Annotated in this window: 16 protein-coding genes and 1 tRNA gene; 14 read left to right on the plus strand and 3 right to left on the minus strand. The window is 65.0% G+C overall.

Annotation, left to right across the window (positions count from 1 at the left end; genetic code table 11):
- The first annotated feature begins 16 nt into the window (after positions 1–16).
- The 4 genes from VK98_RS18475 to VK98_RS18490 all read left to right on the plus strand — a co-directional run bounded on the left by VK98_RS18475 (position 17) and on the right by VK98_RS18490 (position 4,237).
- On the plus strand, positions 17–547 hold the full coding sequence (locus VK98_RS18475; protein ID WP_053077483.1) for a GNAT family N-acetyltransferase: 531 nt from the start codon (positions 17–19) through the stop codon (positions 545–547).
- A gap of 231 nt (positions 548–778) precedes the next feature.
- Positions 779–1,411, plus strand: coding sequence for a transcriptional regulator (locus VK98_RS18480; RefSeq protein ID WP_048415446.1), 633 nt, complete (start codon positions 779–781; stop codon positions 1,409–1,411).
- A gap of 126 nt (positions 1,412–1,537) precedes the next feature.
- Positions 1,538–2,854: an amino acid permease gene (locus VK98_RS18485; RefSeq protein ID WP_156187953.1), complete on the plus strand. Its 1,317-nt coding sequence runs from the start codon at positions 1,538–1,540 to the stop codon at positions 2,852–2,854.
- Between the two features lie 66 nt (positions 2,855–2,920).
- Complete coding sequence (locus VK98_RS18490; protein ID WP_048415447.1) at positions 2,921–4,237, plus strand: serine dehydratase subunit alpha family protein; 1,317 nt, start codon at positions 2,921–2,923, stop codon at positions 4,235–4,237.
- 206 nt (positions 4,238–4,443) lie between these two features.
- On the opposite strand, the gene VK98_RS18495 is transcribed toward VK98_RS18490, so the two are convergent.
- Positions 4,444–4,528 (minus strand) — tRNA-Leu (locus VK98_RS18495).
- A gap of 166 nt (positions 4,529–4,694) precedes the next feature.
- Between VK98_RS18495 and VK98_RS18500 the strand changes: the two genes are divergently transcribed.
- The 3 genes from VK98_RS18500 to VK98_RS18510 all read left to right on the plus strand — a co-directional run bounded on the left by VK98_RS18500 (position 4,695) and on the right by VK98_RS18510 (position 8,251).
- The gene (locus VK98_RS18500; RefSeq protein WP_048407763.1) at positions 4,695–5,384 is read left to right on the plus strand and encodes a Bax inhibitor-1/YccA family protein; all 690 of its coding nucleotides are present in this window, start codon (positions 4,695–4,697) and stop codon (positions 5,382–5,384) included.
- Between the two features lie 603 nt (positions 5,385–5,987).
- Positions 5,988–7,778, plus strand: coding sequence for a S8 family peptidase (locus VK98_RS18505; protein ID WP_048415448.1), 1,791 nt, complete (start codon positions 5,988–5,990; stop codon positions 7,776–7,778).
- A 2-nt stretch (positions 7,779–7,780) separates the two neighbouring features.
- Positions 7,781–8,251: a hypothetical protein gene (locus VK98_RS18510; RefSeq protein ID WP_048415449.1), complete on the plus strand. Its 471-nt coding sequence runs from the start codon at positions 7,781–7,783 to the stop codon at positions 8,249–8,251.
- 48 nt (positions 8,252–8,299) lie between these two features.
- On the opposite strand, the gene VK98_RS18515 is transcribed toward VK98_RS18510, so the two are convergent.
- Both VK98_RS18515 and pta read right to left on the minus strand, forming a co-directional pair.
- Positions 8,300–9,784 carry a methyl-accepting chemotaxis protein gene (locus tag VK98_RS18515; RefSeq protein WP_048415450.1) on the minus strand — a complete coding sequence of 495 codons (1,485 nt, stop codon included), beginning with the start codon at positions 9,782–9,784 and terminating at the stop codon, positions 8,300–8,302.
- A gap of 341 nt (positions 9,785–10,125) precedes the next feature.
- Positions 10,126–12,219 carry a phosphate acetyltransferase gene (gene pta, locus VK98_RS18520; RefSeq protein ID WP_048415451.1) on the minus strand — a complete coding sequence of 698 codons (2,094 nt, stop codon included), beginning with the start codon at positions 12,217–12,219 and terminating at the stop codon, positions 10,126–10,128.
- A gap of 673 nt (positions 12,220–12,892) precedes the next feature.
- Between pta and VK98_RS18525 the strand changes: the two genes are divergently transcribed.
- From VK98_RS18525 to VK98_RS18555, 7 genes are all read left to right on the plus strand, one after another.
- The gene (locus VK98_RS18525) at positions 12,893–14,002 is read left to right on the plus strand and encodes an aromatic ring-hydroxylating dioxygenase subunit alpha (protein ID WP_048415452.1); all 1,110 of its coding nucleotides are present in this window, start codon (positions 12,893–12,895) and stop codon (positions 14,000–14,002) included.
- Positions 14,003–14,122: 120 nt separating this feature from the next.
- Positions 14,123–14,650, plus strand: a complete 528-nt coding sequence (locus tag VK98_RS18530; protein ID WP_048415453.1) for a hypothetical protein — start codon at positions 14,123–14,125, stop codon at positions 14,648–14,650.
- On the plus strand, positions 14,647–15,537 hold the full coding sequence (locus tag VK98_RS18535) for a DMT family transporter (RefSeq protein ID WP_048415454.1): 891 nt from the start codon (positions 14,647–14,649) through the stop codon (positions 15,535–15,537). Before VK98_RS18530 ends, VK98_RS18535 begins: the two co-directional genes overlap by 4 nt.
- A gap of 145 nt (positions 15,538–15,682) precedes the next feature.
- Positions 15,683–16,495 (plus strand): DMT family transporter, encoded by an 813-nt coding sequence (locus VK98_RS18540; protein WP_048415455.1) that lies wholly within the window; start codon positions 15,683–15,685, stop codon positions 16,493–16,495.
- 36 nt (positions 16,496–16,531) lie between these two features.
- Positions 16,532–17,059, plus strand: a complete 528-nt coding sequence (locus VK98_RS18545; protein WP_048415456.1) for a ClbS/DfsB family four-helix bundle protein — start codon at positions 16,532–16,534, stop codon at positions 17,057–17,059.
- 67 nt (positions 17,060–17,126) lie between these two features.
- Complete coding sequence (locus tag VK98_RS18550) at positions 17,127–17,489, plus strand: STAS/SEC14 domain-containing protein (protein ID WP_048415463.1); 363 nt, start codon at positions 17,127–17,129, stop codon at positions 17,487–17,489.
- A 123-nt stretch (positions 17,490–17,612) separates the two neighbouring features.
- Complete coding sequence (locus tag VK98_RS18555) at positions 17,613–19,925, plus strand: Tex family protein (protein ID WP_048415457.1); 2,313 nt, start codon at positions 17,613–17,615, stop codon at positions 19,923–19,925.
- Positions 19,926–20,221: the final 296 nt, after the last annotated feature.

The following is a 20,221-nucleotide window of genomic DNA, read 5'->3' on the forward strand; positions in this document are numbered from 1 at the left end:
CGGACGGAAAACGATGATGCAAGCCGTGGATGCCGGCCGCCTATTGCTGCGGCCTTTCAACGAGAACGATCTGGACGCCTTTTACCGGCTGGGCACCGTGGCCGAGGCCATCCGCTACGTCGGCAACACGCCGTTCGGCTCGCGCGAACAGGCTTTGCAGGCGATGCGCGACGGACCGCTGGCGGACTACGAGCGCTACGGCTTCGGCCGGCTGGCCTGCGTGTGGAAGGACCGCGGCGAGGTGATAGGCTTCAGCGGCTTGAAATACATGGCGGCGGTGGACGCGGTGGAGCTGGGTTACCGCTTTCTGCCCGAGTACTGGGGCCTGGGTCTCGCCACCGAGTCCGGCCGCGCCTGTCTGCGCCTGGCGCGGGACGTTTACGCGCTGGACAGGCTGGTGGGCCTGGTGCACCCCGACAACACCGGGTCCGCGCGGGTGCTGGGCAAGCTGGGCTTCGTGGCGGAGGGGCGGGTGAGTCTGGATTTCATCCCGGACACGCCGGTGGATCTGTTCGCCAGGCGTTTGCCGGCGGACGAGGCTTGGTAAGAAGGAAAGACACGGGTTTCTGAGCCCGCCGCTCAAATTCGCCGGGCCGGGGCGGCCGTTTCTTTCCTGTCTAACCCGCTATTTTGGCGGGTTTTTTTCATTGGGCGCCGCGCTTGCGGCGGGCGGCGGTCTGGACGGATTTGACGCGCGTCAAATGCGCTCGTGGTTGCGCATGACATGGCGGAGAGGTGATGCATAGAATCTCGCCGTGATAATTTTTTTGTCATCGCCATGAAACTGCAACTAGACGCCGAAGTGCTCGCCGATTTCGTGTCGGCCCTGTTGGGGCCGGACAGCGAGGTGGCGGTGCACGATCTGTCCGATCCCAGCGCCTCGCTCAAAATCATCCGCAACGGGTATGTGTCCGGCCGCAGCGTCGGCGCGCCGGCCACCGATCTCGCCTTGAGCATGGCGCGGGAGTGTTCCGGCAAGGGCGGCGAGGACTACCGGCTGAACTACCGCAGCAAGACCCGAGGCGGCGTGTCGCTGCGCTCGTCCACCCTGGTGATCAAGGACGAGGCCGGCCGCGCGCAGGCCATGTTCTGCGTCAATTCCGACGACAGCCGCTACAAGCGCGCGCTGGAGGCGGTGCAGGCGCTGCTGCCGGCGGAGCTGTCTCACGATCCGCATCAGGAAACCTTGTCATTGGGCATAGACGACGTCGGCGTGGGCATCATGCAAGGCGTGCTGGAGCAGTACGCTATCGATCCGGCGCGTTTGTCCGGCGATGAAAAACTGGAGGTGATCAGGGAGTTGAACCAGCGCGGCTTGTTTTCTATCCGCGGCTTCGTCGGCAAGGCTTCGCAGGCGCTGGAGATTTCCGAACCCACGCTTTACCGCTATCTGAAGCTGTGCCGCGACTGAGGGCTTCCGATACGCGTCCGAGAATCCCTTCCCGCGCTGTTGGCGCAGCGCGGCGGGGACACCCAAGCTTCCGGTTGGCGCCGGAGGGCTTGAGACAGCAGATGAACCACTAAAGGAACAAAGAGTATGGACATCACCCAGGTGGGCGTCAAGCCCAGGGCAAGCGCTGCCGAACGCGCGGGCATGAGCGAAGCGGAGTGGCGGGAGGCGGTGCGTTTCGACGGCGTCGACCGCGGTTGGGTCGTGATGAGCATAGGCATGGCGATAGGCGCCGGCATTGTGTTTCTGCCGGTGCAGGTGGGGCTGATGGGGCTGTGGGTGTTCCTGCTGTCGTCCGTCATCGGCTATCCGGCGATGTATCTGTTCCAGCGCCTGTTCATCAACACCCTGGCGGAGTCGCCCGAGTGCAAGGACTATCCCAGCGTGATCAGCGGCTATCTGGGCAAGAACTGGGGCATTCTGCTGGGGGCTTTGTACTTCATCATGCTGGTGATCTGGGTCTTTGTGTACTCCACGGCCATCACCAACGACAGCGCCTCCTTTCTGCACAGCTTCGGCGTCACCAAGACCTTGCTGTCCGCCAATCCCTTTTACGGCCTGGGCCTGATCTGCCTGCTGGTGGCGCTGGCCTCCCGCGGCGAGCAGCTGCTGTTCAAGATTTCCACCGGCATGGTGCTGACCAAGCTGGGCGTGGTGGCGGTGCTGGGCCTGGCCATGGTGTCCGAATGGAGGATGGTCAATGTCGGCGCCTTTCCGTCGCTGGGCAGCCTGATCAAGGACGCCATCATCATGCTGCCGTTCACGCTGACGTCCATCCTGTTCATCCAGAGCCTGAGCCCGATGGTGATCTCCTACCGCGCGCGGGAGAAGTCGCGCAAGGTGGCGCAGTACAAGGCGATGCGGGCGATGAACATCGCTTTCGGCATCCTCTTCGTCACGGTGTTCTTCTACGCGGTGTCCTTCACCCTGGCGATGGGGCATGAGCAGGCGGTCAAGGCCTCGCATGAAAACATCTCGGCGCTGGCGATGGTGGCCAGCAGCATGCCGGGCGACATCGTCAAGCTGTTCAGCCTGATCCTGAATATTTTCGCGGTGATGACGGCTTACTTTGGCGTCTATCTGGGCTTCCGCGAGGCCTGCCAGGGTCTGGCGATGAATCTGCTGCGCCGGGTGATGCCGGAGGAGAGCATCCGGCCGGAGTGGGTGGCCAAGGGCATCATGGCGTTCACCGTCCTGCTGTCCTGGGGCGCCATCGTGCTGAACGCCCCGGTGCTGAGCTTCACCTCGATCTGCAGCCCGGTCTTTGGTCTGGTGGGCTGCTTGATTCCGGCCTATCTGGTTTACCAGGTGCCCTTCCTGCACAAATACAAGGGAACCGCGCTCAAGATCATCATCGCCACCGGCCTGCTGCTCTGCGTGTCGCCCTTCCTGGCCTTTTCCTGATTTCCGTCGCCGGCCGCTCTTGCGGGCGGCGGCAAGGCATTTATTTGATTTGAAAGCGTAATCATCATGTGTACAGCAACTCTCAACACCGATTTGTGGCCGCAGTTCGTCAAGGCGGCGCGCGCGGAAGTGGCGCCGGCGCTGGGCTGCACCGAGCCGATTTCCCTGGCGCTGGCCTGTGCCATCGCCGCCAAGACCCTGGGCCGCGCGCCTGAGCGCATCGAGGCGCGGGTGTCGCCCAATCTGATGAAGAACGGCATGGGCGTGACCGTGCCGGGCACCGGCGCCGTGGGCCTGCAGATCGCCGCCGCGGTGGGCGCGCTGGGCGGCGACCCGGACGGCAAGCTGGAGGTGCTCAAGGGTTTGAGCGGCGAAGTGGTGGAAGCTGCCAAGCGCATGCTGGCCGAGCAGCGCGTGACGCTGCACATCGCGGACGTGCCCAATATCCTGTATTCGGAAGCCCGGGTGTTCGCCGGCGACGAGACGGCCCGCGTCTGCATCGCCGATTCGCACACCCATGTGGTGCTGATCGAGCGCAACGGCGCGGCGCTGTTCCGCGCCGAAGCCGAAACCGCGGGCCAGGCCGGCGCCGGATACGACTTTTCCGATGCGACGGCGCGGGATGTCTACGACTTCGCCGTCCAGGCGCCGCTGGAAATGATGGACTTCATCCACGAGGCGGCCACGCTGAACGAGGCGCTGTCGCGGGCGGGCATGGGAGGGCAGTTCGGCCTGCACATCGGCGCGACCCTGCACAAGCAGGTGAGCGCCGGCCTGCTGTCGGACAATCTGTTGACCCGCATCCTCACCCGCACCACGGCGGCGTCCGACGCCCGCATGGGCGGCGCCACCTTGCCGGCGATGAGCAACTCCGGCTCCGGCAATCAGGGCATCGCCGCCACCATGCCGGTGGTGGTGGTGGCCGAGCATGTCGGCGCCGACCGCGAGGCGCTGACGCGGGCGCTGATGCTGTCGCACCTGATGGCGATTTACATCCACGCCCGCTTGCCCAAGCTGTCCGCGCTGTGCGCGGTCACCACCGCGTCCATGGGCGCGGCGGCGGGTATGGCCCAGTTGCTGGGCGGCGGCTACGCGGTGGCGGGCATGGCCATTTCCAGCATGATAGGCGACCTGGCCGGCATGATTTGCGACGGCGCGTCCAATAGTTGCGCGATGAAGGTGTCCACCTCGGCCGGCTCGGCCTACAAGGCGGTGCTGATGGCGCTGGACGGGGTGTGCGTGGCCGGCAGCGACGGCATCGTCGAATGCGAACTGGACGCCTCCATCGCCAACCTCGGCAAGCTGGCCAGCCAGGGCATGGTGCAGACCGATGCGCAGATTCTGAAAATCATGATGGACAAGCAGGCGGCCGCCGCGAGCTGATTCGAAGCCGAAGCCCGGCTTGTCGCCCTCGAAGCGGAACGGTTTCGGGGGCGTTTTTCATGGCGCGGCAGGCTGCGGGACGCGGCTGGGGCAAGTTGTTGCGTAAGCGACGGGGTTTGCTTGGGACCGGCCTGATAATTCCGGACGGCGGAAGTCATCGCGGGGCGGGCTTTAAAGGGGGAAGGGTCAGGAGATCACTGCAGGGGTGGTGCGAAAGGAGAGACTCGAACTCTCACGCCTTGCGGCGCTGGAACCTAAATCCAGTGCGTCTACCAATTCCGCCACTTTCGCTTCGATGCCGCTTGCAAATTCGGCCGGAAGCCCGCATTTGCAAGGGAGTGCAAGAATACCCGAAGCGTTTGCGAGGCGCAAGCCGGGCCGCCTGGAAACTTATTGCCACGGCGGCTGTCACTGTCGGTACAATTTGATAAAAATCCCTTTGGAGAAAGGCTTAATTATGCACCCGAACCTTGAGACGGCTTATCAGACGACCGGTATGGCCGAGGTACGCCATAAGGTTCTTCGCAATACTTATGGTTTGCTGGGCCTGTCGATGATTCCCACGGTGATGGGCGCCATCGTCGGCACCAATATGAATTTCGGCTTCCTGGCCGGCAGCCCCATCATCGGCATGCTGGCGATCCTGGCCGTGTTTTACGGCCTGGTGTTCGCCATCGAGAAGAACCGCTACAGCTCGGCCGGCGTGTTCCTGATGCTGGGTTTCACCTTCCTGATGGGCTTGCTGTTGGGACCCTTGCTGCAACTGGCGTTCAAGTTTTCCAACGGCGGCCAGTTGATCATGACCGCGGGCGCGGCCACCGCGCTGGTGTTCTTCGTGATGGCGGGCATCGCCACCACCACCAAGCGCGATCTGAGCGGCCTGGGCAACTTCCTGACCGTGGGCGCCATCGTGCTGATGGTGGCGGTGGTGGCCAACATCTTCCTGCGCATGCCGGCTTTCCAGCTGATGATCTCCGCGGCTTTCGCGCTGTTCAGCTCGCTGATGATTCTGTGGCAGGTCAAGGTGGTGGTGGACGGCGGCGAGGACAGCTATATCTCCGCCGCGCTGTCTATCTACATCAGCATCTACAATCTGTTCACCAGCCTGCTGCAACTGCTGCTGGCCTTTGCCGGCGAACGCGACTAAACGTCGCGGCAAGCTCGCTACCCATCGAAACGCCCCGTCCGGGGCGTTTTTTATTTGTGTCTTTGTTCCTTTTTGTTCCCTTCCTTCGCCCTTCTGTCTGACAAATCCTGACGTCCGCGCGCCGCCCCGACGGCGCTTGCCGCCGGCGGCTCGTCGCGCGGGCGGCTGTGCGGTTCGCGGGCCTTGTCATGCTAAGCGGTTGATTTTGACAAGATTTTCCCTGCCTTGTTTCTTTCTAATGTCATATTTGCGAATGGGAATTATTGCATTTTGTATTATGAAGTTTTTATATACGATAAAAATAAATAGGACTTTGGCATTTTCGATTTTGATGGTTCACTGCTTAGGCAGACGCCGGCGGGGCCGGCCGGAGCGCGGCGAGGAAAGCGGCTTCGGCGGCCCGGCGCGAGCGCCGACGCAGGTTCGCCGCAGGGCGTCCGGATGAGGAGGGCTTGGTTTTCCAAGCCGGACGCCGGCGCGGAGGACCGAGGATTTCGCCGTCGCTGGCAGGCGGCGGCGAATGGCCGGGAGCGATGGGGTGGCAGCCCCGGACTCGCGGCGGTTGTTCCCTATCGACAGCAGTTTCGACACTTAGGAGATGCAATGCGTATCCATATCACGGTGGGCGCGGTTTCGCTGGCCCTGGCGTCCCTGGCCGGTCAGGCCGCAACGCCCTTGCAAGCGGGAGATCCGCTGGTGTCCCAGCAATGGTTCCTGCAAAACACGGGGCAGAACGCGTTCTCGCAGCGCGGCGGCGTGGCCGGCATCGATCTGAACCTGGCGCTTAGCCATTCGCGCAATATCCAGGGCCGCGGCGTGACGGTGACCGTCATCGACGACGGCCTGGAGATTCGCCATCCCGACCTGGCGGGCAATGTGGTGCCGGGCTCCAAGAACCTGGCCAACAATAGCGACGACCCGACCCCCAGCTCGGCCACCGACAGCCACGGCACCGCCGTGTCCGGCATCGCCGCCGCGGTGGGCTTCAACAATCTGGGCGGCCGCGGCGTGGCGCCGGCGGCCAGCCTGAACGGCTTCAACTGGCTGAAGGCGCAAACCACCGCCGGTTGGATGCTGTCGCACGGCAAATCGCCGAGCGACGGCGCCGGCCAGTCGTCGACCAGCTCCCGCGTGTTCAACCAGAGCTACGGCAGCTCGGCGATCCGCTCGATTCCGGGCAACCCTGACACCGATATGACGCTGCGGGTGCGCGACGAAGCGCACGAGGACGTCAGCCTGCGCAGCAACGGCGGCAAGGGCGCGGTGTTCGTCAAATCGGCGGGCAACGCCTACGTCCTCTTCCAGTCCGGTGCGGACAGCGAAGGCAAGCCCACCTATGTCTCGGCCAAGGCCGGCAACGACGGCCTGCCGATGCAGGACTCCAACCTGACCACCGACAACAGCAATTACTGGAACGTGGTGGTGTCGGCCTTGAACGCCGACGGCGTGCGCTCGTCTTACTCCTCGGTGGGCGCCAATGTGCTGCTGACCTCCCCGGGCGGGGAGTACGGCACCGCCAGCCCGGCGATGGTGACCACCGACCTGGTGGGTTGCGACCGCGGCTCCAACTCCACGCTGCGTCCGTCCACCAACCAGCTGCACGGCGGCACCGCGCTGGACCCGAACTGCGATTACCGCGGCACCATGAACGGCACTTCCGCCGCGGCGCCGGCGGCTTCCGGCTCGTTCGCGCTGCTGATGTCGGCTTACCCCAATCTGAGCGCGCGCGACGTGCGCCACCTGCTGATCAAGTCGGCGCGCAAGGTGGACGCCAACCATGCCGGCGTGACCCTGGCCTTCAAGGACGCCAAGGGCGGCGCGCACAGCTACCAGGCCTTGCCGGGTTGGCAGAACAACGCCGCCGGTCTCGCCTTCCACCCGTTCTACGGTTTCGGCCTGATCGACGTGGACAAGGCGGTGGAACTGGGCCGCACTCACAAGCCGCTGGCGGCGCTGGAGAAGACCCGCTGGCAGACGGTGTCGGTGATGAAGGCGATTCCGGACGCCAACGAAGCCGGGCTGGACAGCGCGTACACTCACGCCGAGGATTTGACGGTGGAAGCGGTGCAAGTGCTGGTGGACGCCAAGCACGGCCGCGCCAACGACCTGGCGGTGGAGCTGATTTCGCCGGCCGGCACCCGCTCGGTATTGCTGTCGCCGCGCACCGGCCTGGTGAATGAGAGCTACGGCCTGAACCAGCAGCGCCTGCTGTCCAACCATTTCTACGGCGAATCGGCGCGCGGCCAATGGCGGCTGCGCGTGATCGACACCAACGGCGCCGAGTACTATTACGACTACCGGGACGGCCAGGGCCAGAGCACGCTGAGCCTGCCCAACGCCACCGGCACCCTGCGGTCTTGGTCCATCCGCTTCATCGGCCACAAAGGAGCATAACGATGAAACATTCCCTGATTCTGGCCGGCCTGCTGGCCCTGGCCGCCGGCGCCCAGGCCGCCGACGTTCCGTCCTTCAAGCAGAAGCCGGGCGGCCAGCCGCTGGTGATCAACGGCAAGACCTATTACAAACAAGCGGCCCCGGCCGGCAAGCTGCCGCAGGGCGTCAGCGCCCGCTCGACGGCGAGCGACGGCGGCGTGACGCTGAAGCGCGGCGACGTGCTGCGCTCCGAGGGCGAGCTGGCGCCGTCCAAGGTCAGCGGCGTGGTGATGGTCAAGCTGGCTTCGCCGCGCGACGAGGCCGCGCTGGCGCGCGACCACAGCCTGAGCGTGCGTTACCGCACTCAGAGCGTGGTGGTGTTCGACGCGCCGGCCCAGGCCGAGCTGCTGTCCTTGCAGCAGCGGCTGGCCGCGGACAAGCGCGTCAAGCAGGTGCAGTTGGAGGTGTTCAGCAATAGCGAGTTGCCGCAGTAAGGGCGTTCGCCAGTCCAAAGGACGACGCCGGCCCAGGGCCGGCGTTTTTCATGCCGCGGCGGTTTGCGGCTGCAGGTGGCGGGTGTTCTGGCCCAGCTCCACCAGCAAGCGGTCCAGCCGCGCGATGGCGTCGGCGATGGCCTGGGTTTCGCCGGACAGGCTGCGGGTGGATTCGCCCACCGCGGTGATGTCGTGGGCGAATTGGGCGAAGCCCTGGTTCTGATTGGCCTCCGCCTGCGACATCTGGCTGAGCAGGCTGGCCAGTTCGCCGGTCTCGCGGATGATGCCGGAGAGCTTTTGCTGAGCGTCCACCGAGTGGTCGCGGCCGGTCCGCATCTGCTGATTGCCGTCCCGCATCGCCACCAGCGCCTGGTTGGTGCCGTCGACGATCAGCCGGATTTTCTGCTCGATGTCCAGGGTGGCGTTCTGGGTGCGCTCGGCCAGCTTGCGCACCTCGTCGGCCACCACCGCGAAGCCGCGGCCCAGCTCGCCGGCGCGCGCCGCTTCGATGGCGGCGTTCAGCGCCAGCAGATTGGTCTGGTCGGCGATGTCGCGGATCAGCTGCACGATGCCGCTGACTTCGGCGCTGCGCTCGCCCAGCTGTTCCAGCCGGCCGGAGGCCAGCGCGATCACCTCGCCGGCCTTGCTCAACTGCCTGACCGCCTGGTCCATCGCCGCGCCGCCGCCCAGCGCCGCCTGGCCGGCGGTGTGCGCCAGCTGGGTGGCGGTCACCGATTGCTCGGCGTTCTGGCTGGTGACCACCGCCATCTGCTGGGCGATCACCACCATGTCCTCGGAGCGTTCGCGCTGGCTGGCCATGGTGTCGGCCATATTGCCGGTGCTGCCGGCGATGTCGCGGCTGGCGCTGGAGGCGGCCTGGATGGACTGGGTCAGCTGGGCCATCAGCTGCCGCATCGCCTGCTGCGCCTGCTCGGCCTCGCGCCGCGCGCCTTCCAGCTTTTCAAAGCTTTTCACCTTGGCCTTGTCGAAGGCCAGCGCCAGGGCCAGCACCACCAGCGACAGGCCGGCCAGCGATTTGGCCTGCAGCTTGGGGATTTCGGCGTGGGGAATCGGGTTGGCCGGCAGCAGGCCGCGGGCGCTCAGCCACAGGAACAGGCCGATGGCGGCCGCGGTCAGCGCCAGCCAGACCATGCCGGAGACACGGGTGGCGACGAAGACGGCGGTAAAGGGAATGGCGGCGAACCAGACGATGCTGGTGGACTGGATGCCGCCGTTGACGTAGACCATCCAGCACACCATCGCGTACATGCAGCTGGTGATGAATTCGGCGCTGAAGCGCACCGCGCCGCTGAGCTTGAGCAGCAGCGGGCCCAGCAGCAGGCCCAGGCCGCCGAGCGCGATGCCGGCGGCCATGGCGCGATGGCCCAGTTGCAGGTATTCGACGGCGAACAGCGGCGCCACCAGGCCGGCCAGCAGGCCGACGCCGACGACGGTGCGGCCGCGGATCGCCTGTTCCGGAGATTGGCGGACGCGGTCCGGGATGAACCATTCGGTGATGGTTTGAATCGACATGGAGTGCCCCTCTGATGCGTTGTAGACGCGGCTGCGGACGCAGCTTGTTGTTGTGCGGCTCTTAGAACCTGTTCAAAGTCTGCTGCGCTTCAGCGATACGGCGTTAAAAACCAGCTCAAAATGCTCATGTACCACTTGTACATTCCGCTTTTTCGCTAGTTTTCGCCTTGTCTCGCCCTTGCTCGCGAGACTTTGAACAGCTTCTTAATGGCGCTCCAATGTAAAACAATTGTTTGAATTAACGCAATGGCATGGCCGGACAGGGCGGCAAAGGGGAGGGGCGGTGTTGCGCGGAACGGCAAAACCGCCTGCCGGGCGGCAGGCGGTTGGGGAAGAGGGGATTAAGAGGCCTCGCCTTGCTCCGCCTGCAGCGCGGTCAGCGCGATGGTGTAGACGATGTCGTCCACCAGCGCGCCGCGCGACAGGTCGTTGACCGGCTTGCGCAGGCCTTGCAGCATCGGGCCCACCGACACCACGTTGGCCGAGCGCTGCACTGCCTTATAGGTGGTGTTGCCGGTGTTCAGGTCCGGGAACACGAAGACGGTGGCGCGGCCGGCCACCGCGCTGTCCGGCGCTTTTTGCCGGCCCACCGATTCCACGCTGGCGGCGTCGTACTGCATCGGGCCGTCTATCAGCAGGTCCGGGCGCTTTTCCTTGGCGATGCGGGTGGCCTCGCGCACTTTCTCTACGTCGGAACCGCTGCCGGAGGAGCCGGTGGAGTAGGAGATCATCGCCACGCGCGGCGGAATGCCGAAGGCGGCGGCGGAGTCCGCCGACTGGATGGCGATGTCGGCCAATTGCTCGGCGTCCGGGTCCGGGTTCACCGCGCAGTCGCCGTAAACCAGCACCTGTTCCGGCATCAGCATGAAGAACACGCTGGAAACGATGCTGGCGCCCGGCGCGGTCTTGATCAGCTGCAGCGCCGGACGGATGGTGTTGGCGGTGGTGTGCACCGCGCCGGACACCAGGCCGTCCACCTCGTTCAAGGCCAGCATCATGGTGCCCATCACCACATTGTCTTCCAGCTGCTGCTCGGCCATCGGCGCGTTCAGGCCCTTGCTCTTGCGCAACTCCACCATAGGCGGCACGTAGCGGCCGCGCACCTCGTTGGGGTCGATGATTTCCACCGATTCCGGCAGCGTCACGCCCTGGGCCTCGGCCACTTGCAGGATTTCGGCGCGCTGGCCGATCAGCACGCAGCGGGCGATGCCCTTCTCGTGGCAGATGGCGGCGGCCTGGATGGTGCGCGGCTCGTTGCCTTCCGGCAGCACGATGCGCTTATTCGCCTTGCGCGCCTTTTCCATCAATTGGTAACGGAAGGCCGGCGGCGGCAGGCGCAGCTCTTGCGGCGCGCCGATGTATTGCTTCAGCGGCGCCACGTTCAGGTGCTCGGCGACGAATTCGATCACGCGCTCCATGCGTTCGCGGTCGTCGGACGGCACTTGCAAGCTCATATTGTTGAGCGCGCTGCTGGTGTCGAAGGTGTTGGATTCGCTGGCCATCACCGGCATGCCGCCGGTGAAGGCCTGTTGGCACAGCAACATGATGCGCGGGTCCGGCATCGAGTCGCAGGTCAGCAACAGGCCGGCCAGCGGCACGCCGTTCATCGCCGCCATCGCGGTGGCCAGCACGATGTCCTCGCGGTCGCCCGGGGTGATGATCAGCGCGCCGGGCTTGAGCAGGTGCACGATATTGGGCACGGTGCGGGCGGTCACCACCATGGTGCGCACGCGGCGGCTGGTCAGTTGGCCGGCGTGCAGCAGCCGCGCCTTCAGGTGGTTGGCCACGTCCAGCGTGCGCGGCGCCAGCAGCTCCGGCTCGTGCGGGATGGCGCCCAGCAGCGGCAGGCGCACCTTCTTCATCAGGCTGCCGCTTTCCAGCACCTCGGTGGCGATGTCCTGGGCGTTCTGGTCCTTGGGCACCCGGTTGAGGATGTAGCCGGCCACTTGCCCGCCCTGGCCGCCGCCAAAGGCCTGGATGCTCATTTCCAGCTGCTCGGCGATCTCGTGGCTGGCCAGGTTGTCGGCGGCGCTGACCAGAATGGTCTGCGCCTGCAGATTGCGCGCGATCTTGGTGTTGAGGAAGGTGGAGAACACCTGCTTCTGATCCGGCACCAGGCCTTCCACCAGCACCACGTCCACCTGATTGGCCGCCTGCTGGTACAGGCTGACCACTTCCTCCATTAATTGATCCACCTGGCCCTTGGACAGCAGGTGCTCCACCCTTTCCATCGGAATCGGTTCCGGCGGATTGAGCCGGCAGATGGCGCGCGCGAAATGGGTGGAGCGTTCCGGCTCCTTGGGGTCCGCGCCCTGGGCGATGGGTTTGACGAAGCCGACGCGCAGGCCGGCTTGCTCCAGGCTGTGGATGGCGCCCAGCGCCACCGAGGTCAGGCCGGCGTTGAAGCCGATGGGTGCGAGGAAAAAGGTTTGCATGTGTTCAGAGGCTTTCCGGTGACGCGCGGCGGGAGCGGTCGCGAATGACGGTCCGGCACCGACCGAGCGGTGTCGCAGGCTGCAGGCGCATGGCGCGATGAGTCGTTAAATTCGGCATTTAGGCAAAAATCAGCGGTTTTGTCGCCATGGGACCCGAGCTTGCGGCAGCGGCGGCGGGGATGGATTCCCGCAGCGGCGGACGCGGCTTTTCAATCGGTATAGCATTGCCGGAAGCCGACGTCAGCGCGGCGGCACGCCGGTGAAAAGCATGGCTGCGCCTGCTTTTACGCGGCAGGCATTGTAACTGGCGGCATATCGGCTACAGTCCAGATGGGGCAAAGCCCCAAGGCCGGGCTGCGGCGATGTCGGCGATTATAACATCATGAATTAAGCAACTCTAATGTTGCATTGCAGCGTGAATGATAAAGCTTTGATTTCAATCAAAAATATTTTTCTAAGTATGAATTGGGTATGGCAAGCTGATGTTTTTACGCCAAAAACCCGCTTCCAGCAGAGAGGAAAGGCTTGCCCCGGTGGGGGGGCGGGGGCATAATCCGCCCCTCGGTCGCAAGGTTCGGCCTTGTTTTTGTTGATTGTTTTTGATAGTCCCGCAAACTCGTTTCAAGCGAGATTCGGCTGGTCTTATATCTTCTACCACGGAGGTGTGGGAATAATGTCTGATCTGGCTTCCGCGCAGTTGCTTCAAGCTTCTGCCGCTCAGCTACCCGTCTATACCTATTTCGATCCTGCCTATTACGCTCAGGAACAGCGGCTGCTGTTTGGAGACGCGCCCATCTACTATGGCCATGAGCTGATGACGCCGAACGCCGGCGATTATCAGACCCTGGAGTGGATGGGCCACGGCAAGATGCTCAAGAATGTGGATGGCCGGATCAAGCTGATCTCCAATGTCTGCCGCCATCGCCAGGCCGTTATTTACAAAGGCCGCGGCAACGGCAATCACATCGTCTGCAATCTGCATGGCTGGACTTACGACGCCGAAGGCACTTTGCTGGGCGCGCCGCATTTTCCGGAGACGCCGTGCCTGAACCTGAACCAGACGGAACTGACGCGTTGGAACGGCCTGTTGTTCGACGCGCGCCGCAATGTGGCGCGCGATCTGGAAAACCTGGGCGTGGCCAAGCACATGAGCTTTGACGGCTACGCCTACCATTCCAGCCATCTGAGCGAGTACGGCTTCAACTGGAAGACCTTCATCGAAGTGTATTCCGAGGATTACCACGTCGATCCCTTCCACCCTGGCCTCGGCAATTTCGTCGATTGCGGCGATCTGAAGTGGGAGTGGGGCGCGCAATACCATGTGCAGACCGTGGGCGTGAAAAACCAGCTGGCCACCTCGGGCTCCCGCGTCTACGGCAAATGGCACGAGGAAGTGCGCCGCCGCTACGCCGACCAGCAGCCGGAGTTCGGCGCCATCTGGCTGACCTACTACCCCAACATCATGGTGGAGTGGTATCCGCACGTGCTGGTGGTCAGCGTGGTGATGCCGCGCGGGCCGGAGCAGTGCACGGTGCTGACCGAGTTTTACTACCCGGAGGACGTGGTGTGGTTCGAGCCGGAGTTCATCGAGGCGGAACAGGCGGCTTACTTCGAGACCGCCAAGGAAGACGACGAAATCTGCTACCGGATGCACGAAGGCCGACGCGCCTTGTGGCTGCGCGGCGAGAACGAGGTGGGGCCGTACCAATCGCCCACCGAGGAGGGCATGCTGCACTTCCACGAGTTCTACCGGCGCAAGATGGGCGCGGCGCTGGCTGGTTAAGCGACGGCTTGCGGTGTCATAATGCAAAGGCGCGGGCGAGGTCCGCGCCTTTTTTACGAGCCTGTTCAAAGTTTGCCGCAGACTTTGAGCGGGCTCTTATCTTCCGGTTTGCCCGATTCCATGCTCAAAACGCTTTTCCGCTGTTTGCCCTTGTCGCTGGCGCTGCTGGCTCCGCTGGCCCAGGCCGCCGTCTATACCGATGCCGCCAGCCGGGTGCGCTTTAATGTGCCGCCGGGCTGGAAGGTTCGCCCCAGCGTGGTGGACGGCCAGCGCGTGCTGCGCGTGGTGCCGCCCAAGGCCGATCAGCGCGAGCGCGCCGCCATCGATGTGCAGGTGTTCTCGCGCAAGCCGGGACGCGGCGACACCCTGGCGCGGCTGGCGCAGAAATACCGCCGCGAGGGCGACAACCGCGAGGCCGCCAATTTCGCCCGCGGCAACAGCCGCAGCGGCCGCTTGGTCACCGAATACCGCGACGGCCGCTTCGTCTCCAACCGGCTGTGGATCGTCCGGCACAATCTGCACGTGTTCCAGCTGGGGGACAAGAAACGCATGGCCGAGGCGCGCTGCGCCGCCAACGCGTCGGAATTCAAGACCTACCGTCGGCAGATGGAGGCCATCTGCCTGTCGCTGGAATTGTTGAAGCGATGACGCCAGCGCTGAGCGACGGCGCGCGGGCCTTGGGACTGCGCTTGCGCCAGGGGCGCCTGGGCTCCGGCTGGATGGTGGTGGCGGCGCTGTGTTTCGCCTTGATGAGCATGTTCGTCAAGCTGGGCGCCGACGCCTTCGGCTCCACCGAGCTGCTGTTCTGGCGCACCGCCATCGGCGCGCTGGCGCTGGGCGCGGCGATGGGCTGGAAGCGGCAATCGCCGCTGACGCCGCATTGGCGCGGCCACATCAAGCGCAGCTTCGTCGGCTACGCGTCCATGGTGGCGCTGTTCTACGCGCTGACCCGGCTGCCGCTGTCCACCGCGGTGACGCTGAACTACACCTCCTCGCTGTTCTTCGCCCTGCTGTGCGTGGTCAAGCTGAAAGACCGGCTGACGCCGCGCACCGGCCTGGCCTTGCTGTTGGGCTTCGTCGGCATCGTCATCCTGCTGCGGCCCACTTTCAGCTCGGCGCAGTGGCTGGCCGGCCTGATCGGCCTGCTGTCCGGCGTCAGCGCCGGCTACGCGGTGTTCCAGGTGCGGGAACTGGGGCGGATGGGCGAGCCGTCCTGGAAGGTGGTGTTCTGGTTCTTCACCGTTTCCAGCGTGCTGGGCGGCGTCTGGCTGGTCTTGGGGCCGGGCTTCAGCGCGGTGACGGCGGACAATGTCCTGCCGCTGCTCGGCGTCGGCGTCTGCGGCATGTTGGGGCAGCTGGCGATGACCCGCGCCTACAAGGACGGGCGCAAATACCTGGTGGCCAGTTTCGGCTATCTGACCGTGCTGTTTTCCGTGTTGCTGGGCGTCTTACTGTGGGGCGATTCTTTGAGCGGGTGGTCGCTGGCGGCGATGGCCTTGATTGTGGGGTCCGGCCTGATGGCGGCCTTGCGCTGAGCCGCTTCCAAAGTTTGCTGCGCTTGGTCTCGCCTTGGCTCGCGAGGCTTGGAACCGGTTTCGAGGCGGAGCCTGATGATTGAACGACAATGAATAAGGATAACGTGGTTTGACTAGTGGAAAGTGGCGCCTGGGTTCGGGCTGGATGGTGGTGGCGGCGGTGTTTTTCGGCCTGATGGGGGTGTTCGTCAAATTGGGCGCCGAGTATTTCTCCTCCACCGAGCTGGTGTTCTGGCGCACCCTGGTGGGCGCGGTCACGCTGGGCGCGGCGGCCCTGTGGCGGCGCGAGCGCTTCGCCACCCCCCTGCTGCGCTACCACGTGCAGCGCGGCCTGATCGGCTACGCCTCGCTGCTGCTGTATTTCTACGCCATCGCCCATCTGCCCTTGTCCACCGCGGTGACGCTCAACTACACCTCGCCGATGTTCCTGGCGCTGCTGTCCGTGGTCCTGCTGCGCGAACGCCTGCCCAAGCAGGCGCTGGCCGGCCTGGCGCTGGGCTTCGTCGGCGTGGTGCTGCTGCTGCGGCCCACGCTGTCCAGCGAGGCCTGGCTGGCCGGCCTGCTCGGCGTCGGTTCCGGCCTGCTGGCCGGCTGGTCCTATCTGCACGTGCGCGAACTGGGCCGCCAGGGCGAGCCGGAATGGAAGGTGGTGTTTTATTTCGCGCTGATCTCCACGCTGGGCGGCCTGCTGCTGATGCTGTTCGAAACCTGGCATCCGGTGACGCTGGAAAACGTCTGGCTGCTGCTGGGCCTGGGCGCCACCGCCACCATCGCCCAATTGGCGATGACCCGCGCCTACAAGGTGGGCCGCAAGCTCTTGGCCGCCAATCTCTCCTACCTGACCGTGGTGTTCTCCACGCTGCTGGGCGTCGGCCTGTGGGGAGACCCGCTCAGCGCCGGCGGCCTGGCGGCGATGGGTTTGATCATCGTCAGCGGCATGCTGGCCAGCCGGCGTTAAGCTGTAGCCAATGCCCGGCGAGCGGGGGAGGCGAACATGGCGGTGCCGACGGACAAGGCCGCTTTATTGGCGGCGATGAGGGACGAATACCGGCGCTTGCGCGCGGTGCTGGCGCGGGTGCCGCCGGAGCGCGCCTTCGCCCGGGAACTGGACGGGCACGCCAAGGGCAGCCGCATGAGCGCGGCGGACCTGTTGGCCTATCTGCTGGGCTGGCAGGCGCTGGTGCTGAAGTGGCACCGGCTGGAGCGAGAGGGCGCGGCCATCGATTTCCCCGACGCCGGCTACCGCTGGAACCAGCTGGGCCTGCTGGCGCAGAAGTTCTACCGCGACTACCGCGAGATCGGCGACTGGGCCCGGCTGTGCGCGATGCTGGACGACAGCCAGCGCCAGGTGGAAGCGCTGGTGGAGGGTTTTTCCGACCAGGCGCTGTACGGCCGTCCCTGGTACGACAAATGGACGCGCGGGCGGATGATACAGTTCAACACCGCCTCGCCCTGCCGCAATGCCCGCGGGCGGCTTGTCGCCTGGCTCAAGACTCTGGGCCAGGTTCGGGCGGAGGGCTGAAAAAGCTTGCCGGCGCCGGACAGGCTGGATTTACAATGAAGCAAACCGCCGTTAAATGGAGAAGGGCATGATCTCGATACGCGAACAACACTATGGCCTGGACGTGGCCCTGTACAACGAATTCACGCTGGCGGACTTCAAACTGCTGGAGGAGGCCTTGCTCAAGCGTCAGTCCGAATGCGCCAAGCCGGATCTGCTGCTGGACCTGACCGAGTTGAAGGACTTCACGCTGGACATGGCGGTGGAAGAGGTCAAATTCATGCGCGCCCACGAAAACCACGTCGGCCGCGTGGCGCTGGTGGTCAGCGACGTCTGGATCAAGCTGGCCGCTCACATCGCCGGCCTGCTGTCCAATACCCGCACCCAGTATTTCGACACCGCCGAAGAAGCCCAGGCCTGGCTGGAAAGCCCGGTGGCGGCGGGTACCTAGCTTGCCCTCCAGCACCGCCGTTGCGCCGTGCCCTCCGGGACGCTCAATGGGGCGTCCCGGTTGATTTTGTCGGCGATGGCGGTACAGTAGCGGTTTTTGTTCAACTCGAAAGAATAAAAACCGATGTTGAAAAGCATTTCCAGCCGCCTGGCGGCCGAACTCTCCGTCCGCGAGGCGCAAGTGGCCGCCACCATCGACCTGATAGACGGCGGCGCCACCGTTCCCTTCATCGCCCGCTACCGCAAGGAAGCCACCGGCGGTCTGGACGACACCCAATTGCGCACCCTGGCCGAGCGCCTGGTCTATCTGCGCGAGCTGGACGAGCGCCGCGTCAGCATCCTCGGCAGCATTGCCGAGCAAGGCAAGCTGAGTCCGGAACTGGAGGCCGCGCTCTACGCCGCCGACAACAAGACCACGCTGGAAGACCTCTACCTCCCCTACAAGCCCAAGCGCCGCACCAAGGCGCAGATCGCGCGCGAAGCCGGGCTGGAGCCGCTGGCCGACAGCCTGCTGTCCGATCCTAGCCAGGACCCCAACGCCGTCGCGGCAGCCTATGTCGACGCCGAGGCCGGCGTGGCCGACGCCAAGGCGGCGCTGGACGGCGCGCGCGCCATCCTGATCGAGCGCTTCGCCGAAGACGCCGAACTCTTGGGCCAGTTGCGTGAAAAGCTGTGGAATGAGGGCGAGCTGGCCGGCCAGGTGGTGGCCGGCAAGGAGAGCGAGGGCGCCAAGTTCTCCGATTATTTCGAACACCGCGAAGCCATCCGCTCCACGCCCTCGCACCGCGCGCTGGCGCTGTTGCGCGGCCGCAACGAGGGCGTGCTCAGCCTGACGCTGAAGTACCAGCCGGACGAAACCCCGATCACCGAACGCTCCGCCTACGAGCAACTGATCGCCGCGCGCTTCGACGTGCGCGACGCCGGTCGCCCTGCCGACAAATGGCTGCTGGACGGCGTGCGCCTGTGCTGGCGCGCCAAGATCTTCCTGTCGCTGGAGCTGGAGCTGGTGTCGCGGCTCAAGGACGCCGCCGACGCCGAAGCGATCAAGGTGTTCGCCGACAATCTGCACGACCTGTTGCTGGCGGCCCCGGCCGGCCAGCGCGCCACCCTGGGCCTGGACCCGGGCCTGCGCACCGGCTGCAAGGTGGCGGTGGTGGACGGCACCGGCAAGCTGCTGGACACCGCCACCATTTATCCGCACGAGCCGCGCCGCGACTGGGACCGTTCGCTGGCGGTGCTGGGTGCCTTGTGCGCGCGCCACCATGTCGATCTGATCGCCATCGGCAACGGCACCGCCAGCCGCGAAACCGACAAGCTGGCGCAGGAGCTGATCCGCGCCTATCCGCAACTGGGCATGACCAAGATCGTGGTGTCCGAAGCCGGCGCCTCGGTGTACTCGGCATCGGAACTGGCGGCGCGGGAATTCCCGGACCTGGACGTATCCCTGCGCGGCGCGGTGTCCATCGCCCGCCGTCTGCAGGACCCGCTGGCCGAACTGGTGAAGATCGATCCCAAGTCCATCGGCGTAGGCCAGTACCAGCACGACGTCAACCAGAGCCAGCTGGCGCGCGCGCTGGATGCGGTGGTGGAGGATTGCGTCAACGCCGTCGGCGTCGACGTCAACACCGCCTCGGCGCCGCTGCTGACCCGCATCTCCGGCCTCAACGCCACGCTGGCGGCCAATATCGTGTCCTACCGCGATCAGAACGGCGCCTTCCGCAACCGCAAGCAATTGCTGAAAGTGCCGCGGCTGGGCGACAAGACCTTCGAACAGGCGGCCGGCTTCCTGCGCATCCGCGACGGCGACAACCCGCTGGACGGCTCCGCCGTGCACCCGGAAGCCTATCCGGTGGTGGAGCAGATCGTGCTCAAGAGCGGCCGCGAGATGAAGTCGCTGCTGGGCGATTCCGGCTTCCTGAAAACGGTGAAGGCGGTGGATTACACCGACGAGCGCTTCGGCCTGCCCACGGTGATGGACATCCTGCGCGAGCTGGACAAGCCGGGCCGCGACCCGCGTCCGGAGTTCAAGACCGCCACCTTCCAGGACGGGGTCGAGGACATCAAGGACTTGCAGCCGGGCATGGTGCTGGAGGGCGTGGTCACCAATGTCGCCAACTTCGGCGCCTTCGTCGACATCGGCGTGCATCAGGACGGCCTGGTCCACATCTCGGCGCTGTCCAATAAATTCGTCGACGACCCGCGCAAGGTGGTCAAGGCCGGCGACGTGGTCAAGGTCAAGGTGATGGAAGTGGACGCGGCGCGCAAGCGCATCGCGCTGACCATGCGGCTGGACGACGCGCCGGGCGCCGGCAACAGCCGCGGCCCGCGCAACGACGGCCCGCGCGGGCAAGACCGGCGCGGCGGCGACCGCCAGCGCGGCCAGCAGCCGGCCGGCGACACCGCGATGGCGGCGGCCTTCGCCAAGCTCAAGCGCTGAGGGGGTTTAAGAGCCTGTTCAAAGTCTCGCGAGCTAGAGCGAGACAAGGCGAAAACCGCTGAGAAAGCGGAATGTACAAGCGGTACATGAGCATTTCGAAGCGGTACTCACCGTGCCAAGTTTCACGAAGCGCAGTAGACTTTGAACAAGTTCTAAGAACGTGTTTACGATCTCGCGAGCTAAGGCGAGACAAGGCGAAAACGGCTAAGAAAGCGGAATGTACACACGGTACATGAGCATTTCGAAGGCGTTTTCAACGCCGTATCGCCAACGCGCAGCAGATCGTAAACAGGTTC

The organism is Chromobacterium sp. LK11, from assembly GCF_001043705.1.
Lineage (GTDB): Bacteria > Pseudomonadota > Gammaproteobacteria > Burkholderiales > Chromobacteriaceae > Chromobacterium > Chromobacterium alkanivorans.

Coding starts and splice junctions, on each gene's coding strand:
- VK98_RS18535 (WP_048415454.1), top strand. CDS start 14,647: ATGACGCCAGCGCTGAGCGACGGCGCGCGGGCCTTGGGACTGCGCTTG.
- VK98_RS18475 (WP_053077483.1), top strand. CDS start 17: ATGCAAGCCGTGGATGCCGGCCGCCTATTGCTGCGGCCTTTCAACGAG.
- VK98_RS18555 (WP_048415457.1), top strand. CDS start 17,613: ATGTTGAAAAGCATTTCCAGCCGCCTGGCGGCCGAACTCTCCGTCCGC.
- VK98_RS18500 (WP_048407763.1), top strand. CDS start 4,695: ATGCACCCGAACCTTGAGACGGCTTATCAGACGACCGGTATGGCCGAG.
- VK98_RS18505 (WP_048415448.1), top strand. CDS start 5,988: ATGCGTATCCATATCACGGTGGGCGCGGTTTCGCTGGCCCTGGCGTCC.
- VK98_RS18525 (WP_048415452.1), top strand. CDS start 12,893: ATGTCTGATCTGGCTTCCGCGCAGTTGCTTCAAGCTTCTGCCGCTCAG.
- VK98_RS18485 (WP_156187953.1), top strand. CDS start 1,538: ATGGACATCACCCAGGTGGGCGTCAAGCCCAGGGCAAGCGCTGCCGAA.
- VK98_RS18550 (WP_048415463.1), top strand. CDS start 17,127: ATGATCTCGATACGCGAACAACACTATGGCCTGGACGTGGCCCTGTAC.
- VK98_RS18545 (WP_048415456.1), top strand. CDS start 16,532: ATGGCGGTGCCGACGGACAAGGCCGCTTTATTGGCGGCGATGAGGGAC.
- VK98_RS18540 (WP_048415455.1), top strand. CDS start 15,683: ATGGTGGTGGCGGCGGTGTTTTTCGGCCTGATGGGGGTGTTCGTCAAA.
- VK98_RS18480 (WP_048415446.1), top strand. CDS start 779: ATGAAACTGCAACTAGACGCCGAAGTGCTCGCCGATTTCGTGTCGGCC.
- pta (WP_048415451.1), bottom strand. CDS start 12,219: ATGCAAACCTTTTTCCTCGCACCCATCGGCTTCAACGCCGGCCTGACC.
- VK98_RS18515 (WP_048415450.1), bottom strand. CDS start 9,784: ATGTCGATTCAAACCATCACCGAATGGTTCATCCCGGACCGCGTCCGC.
- VK98_RS18510 (WP_048415449.1), top strand. CDS start 7,781: ATGAAACATTCCCTGATTCTGGCCGGCCTGCTGGCCCTGGCCGCCGGC.
- VK98_RS18530 (WP_048415453.1), top strand. CDS start 14,123: ATGCTCAAAACGCTTTTCCGCTGTTTGCCCTTGTCGCTGGCGCTGCTG.
- VK98_RS18490 (WP_048415447.1), top strand. CDS start 2,921: ATGTGTACAGCAACTCTCAACACCGATTTGTGGCCGCAGTTCGTCAAG.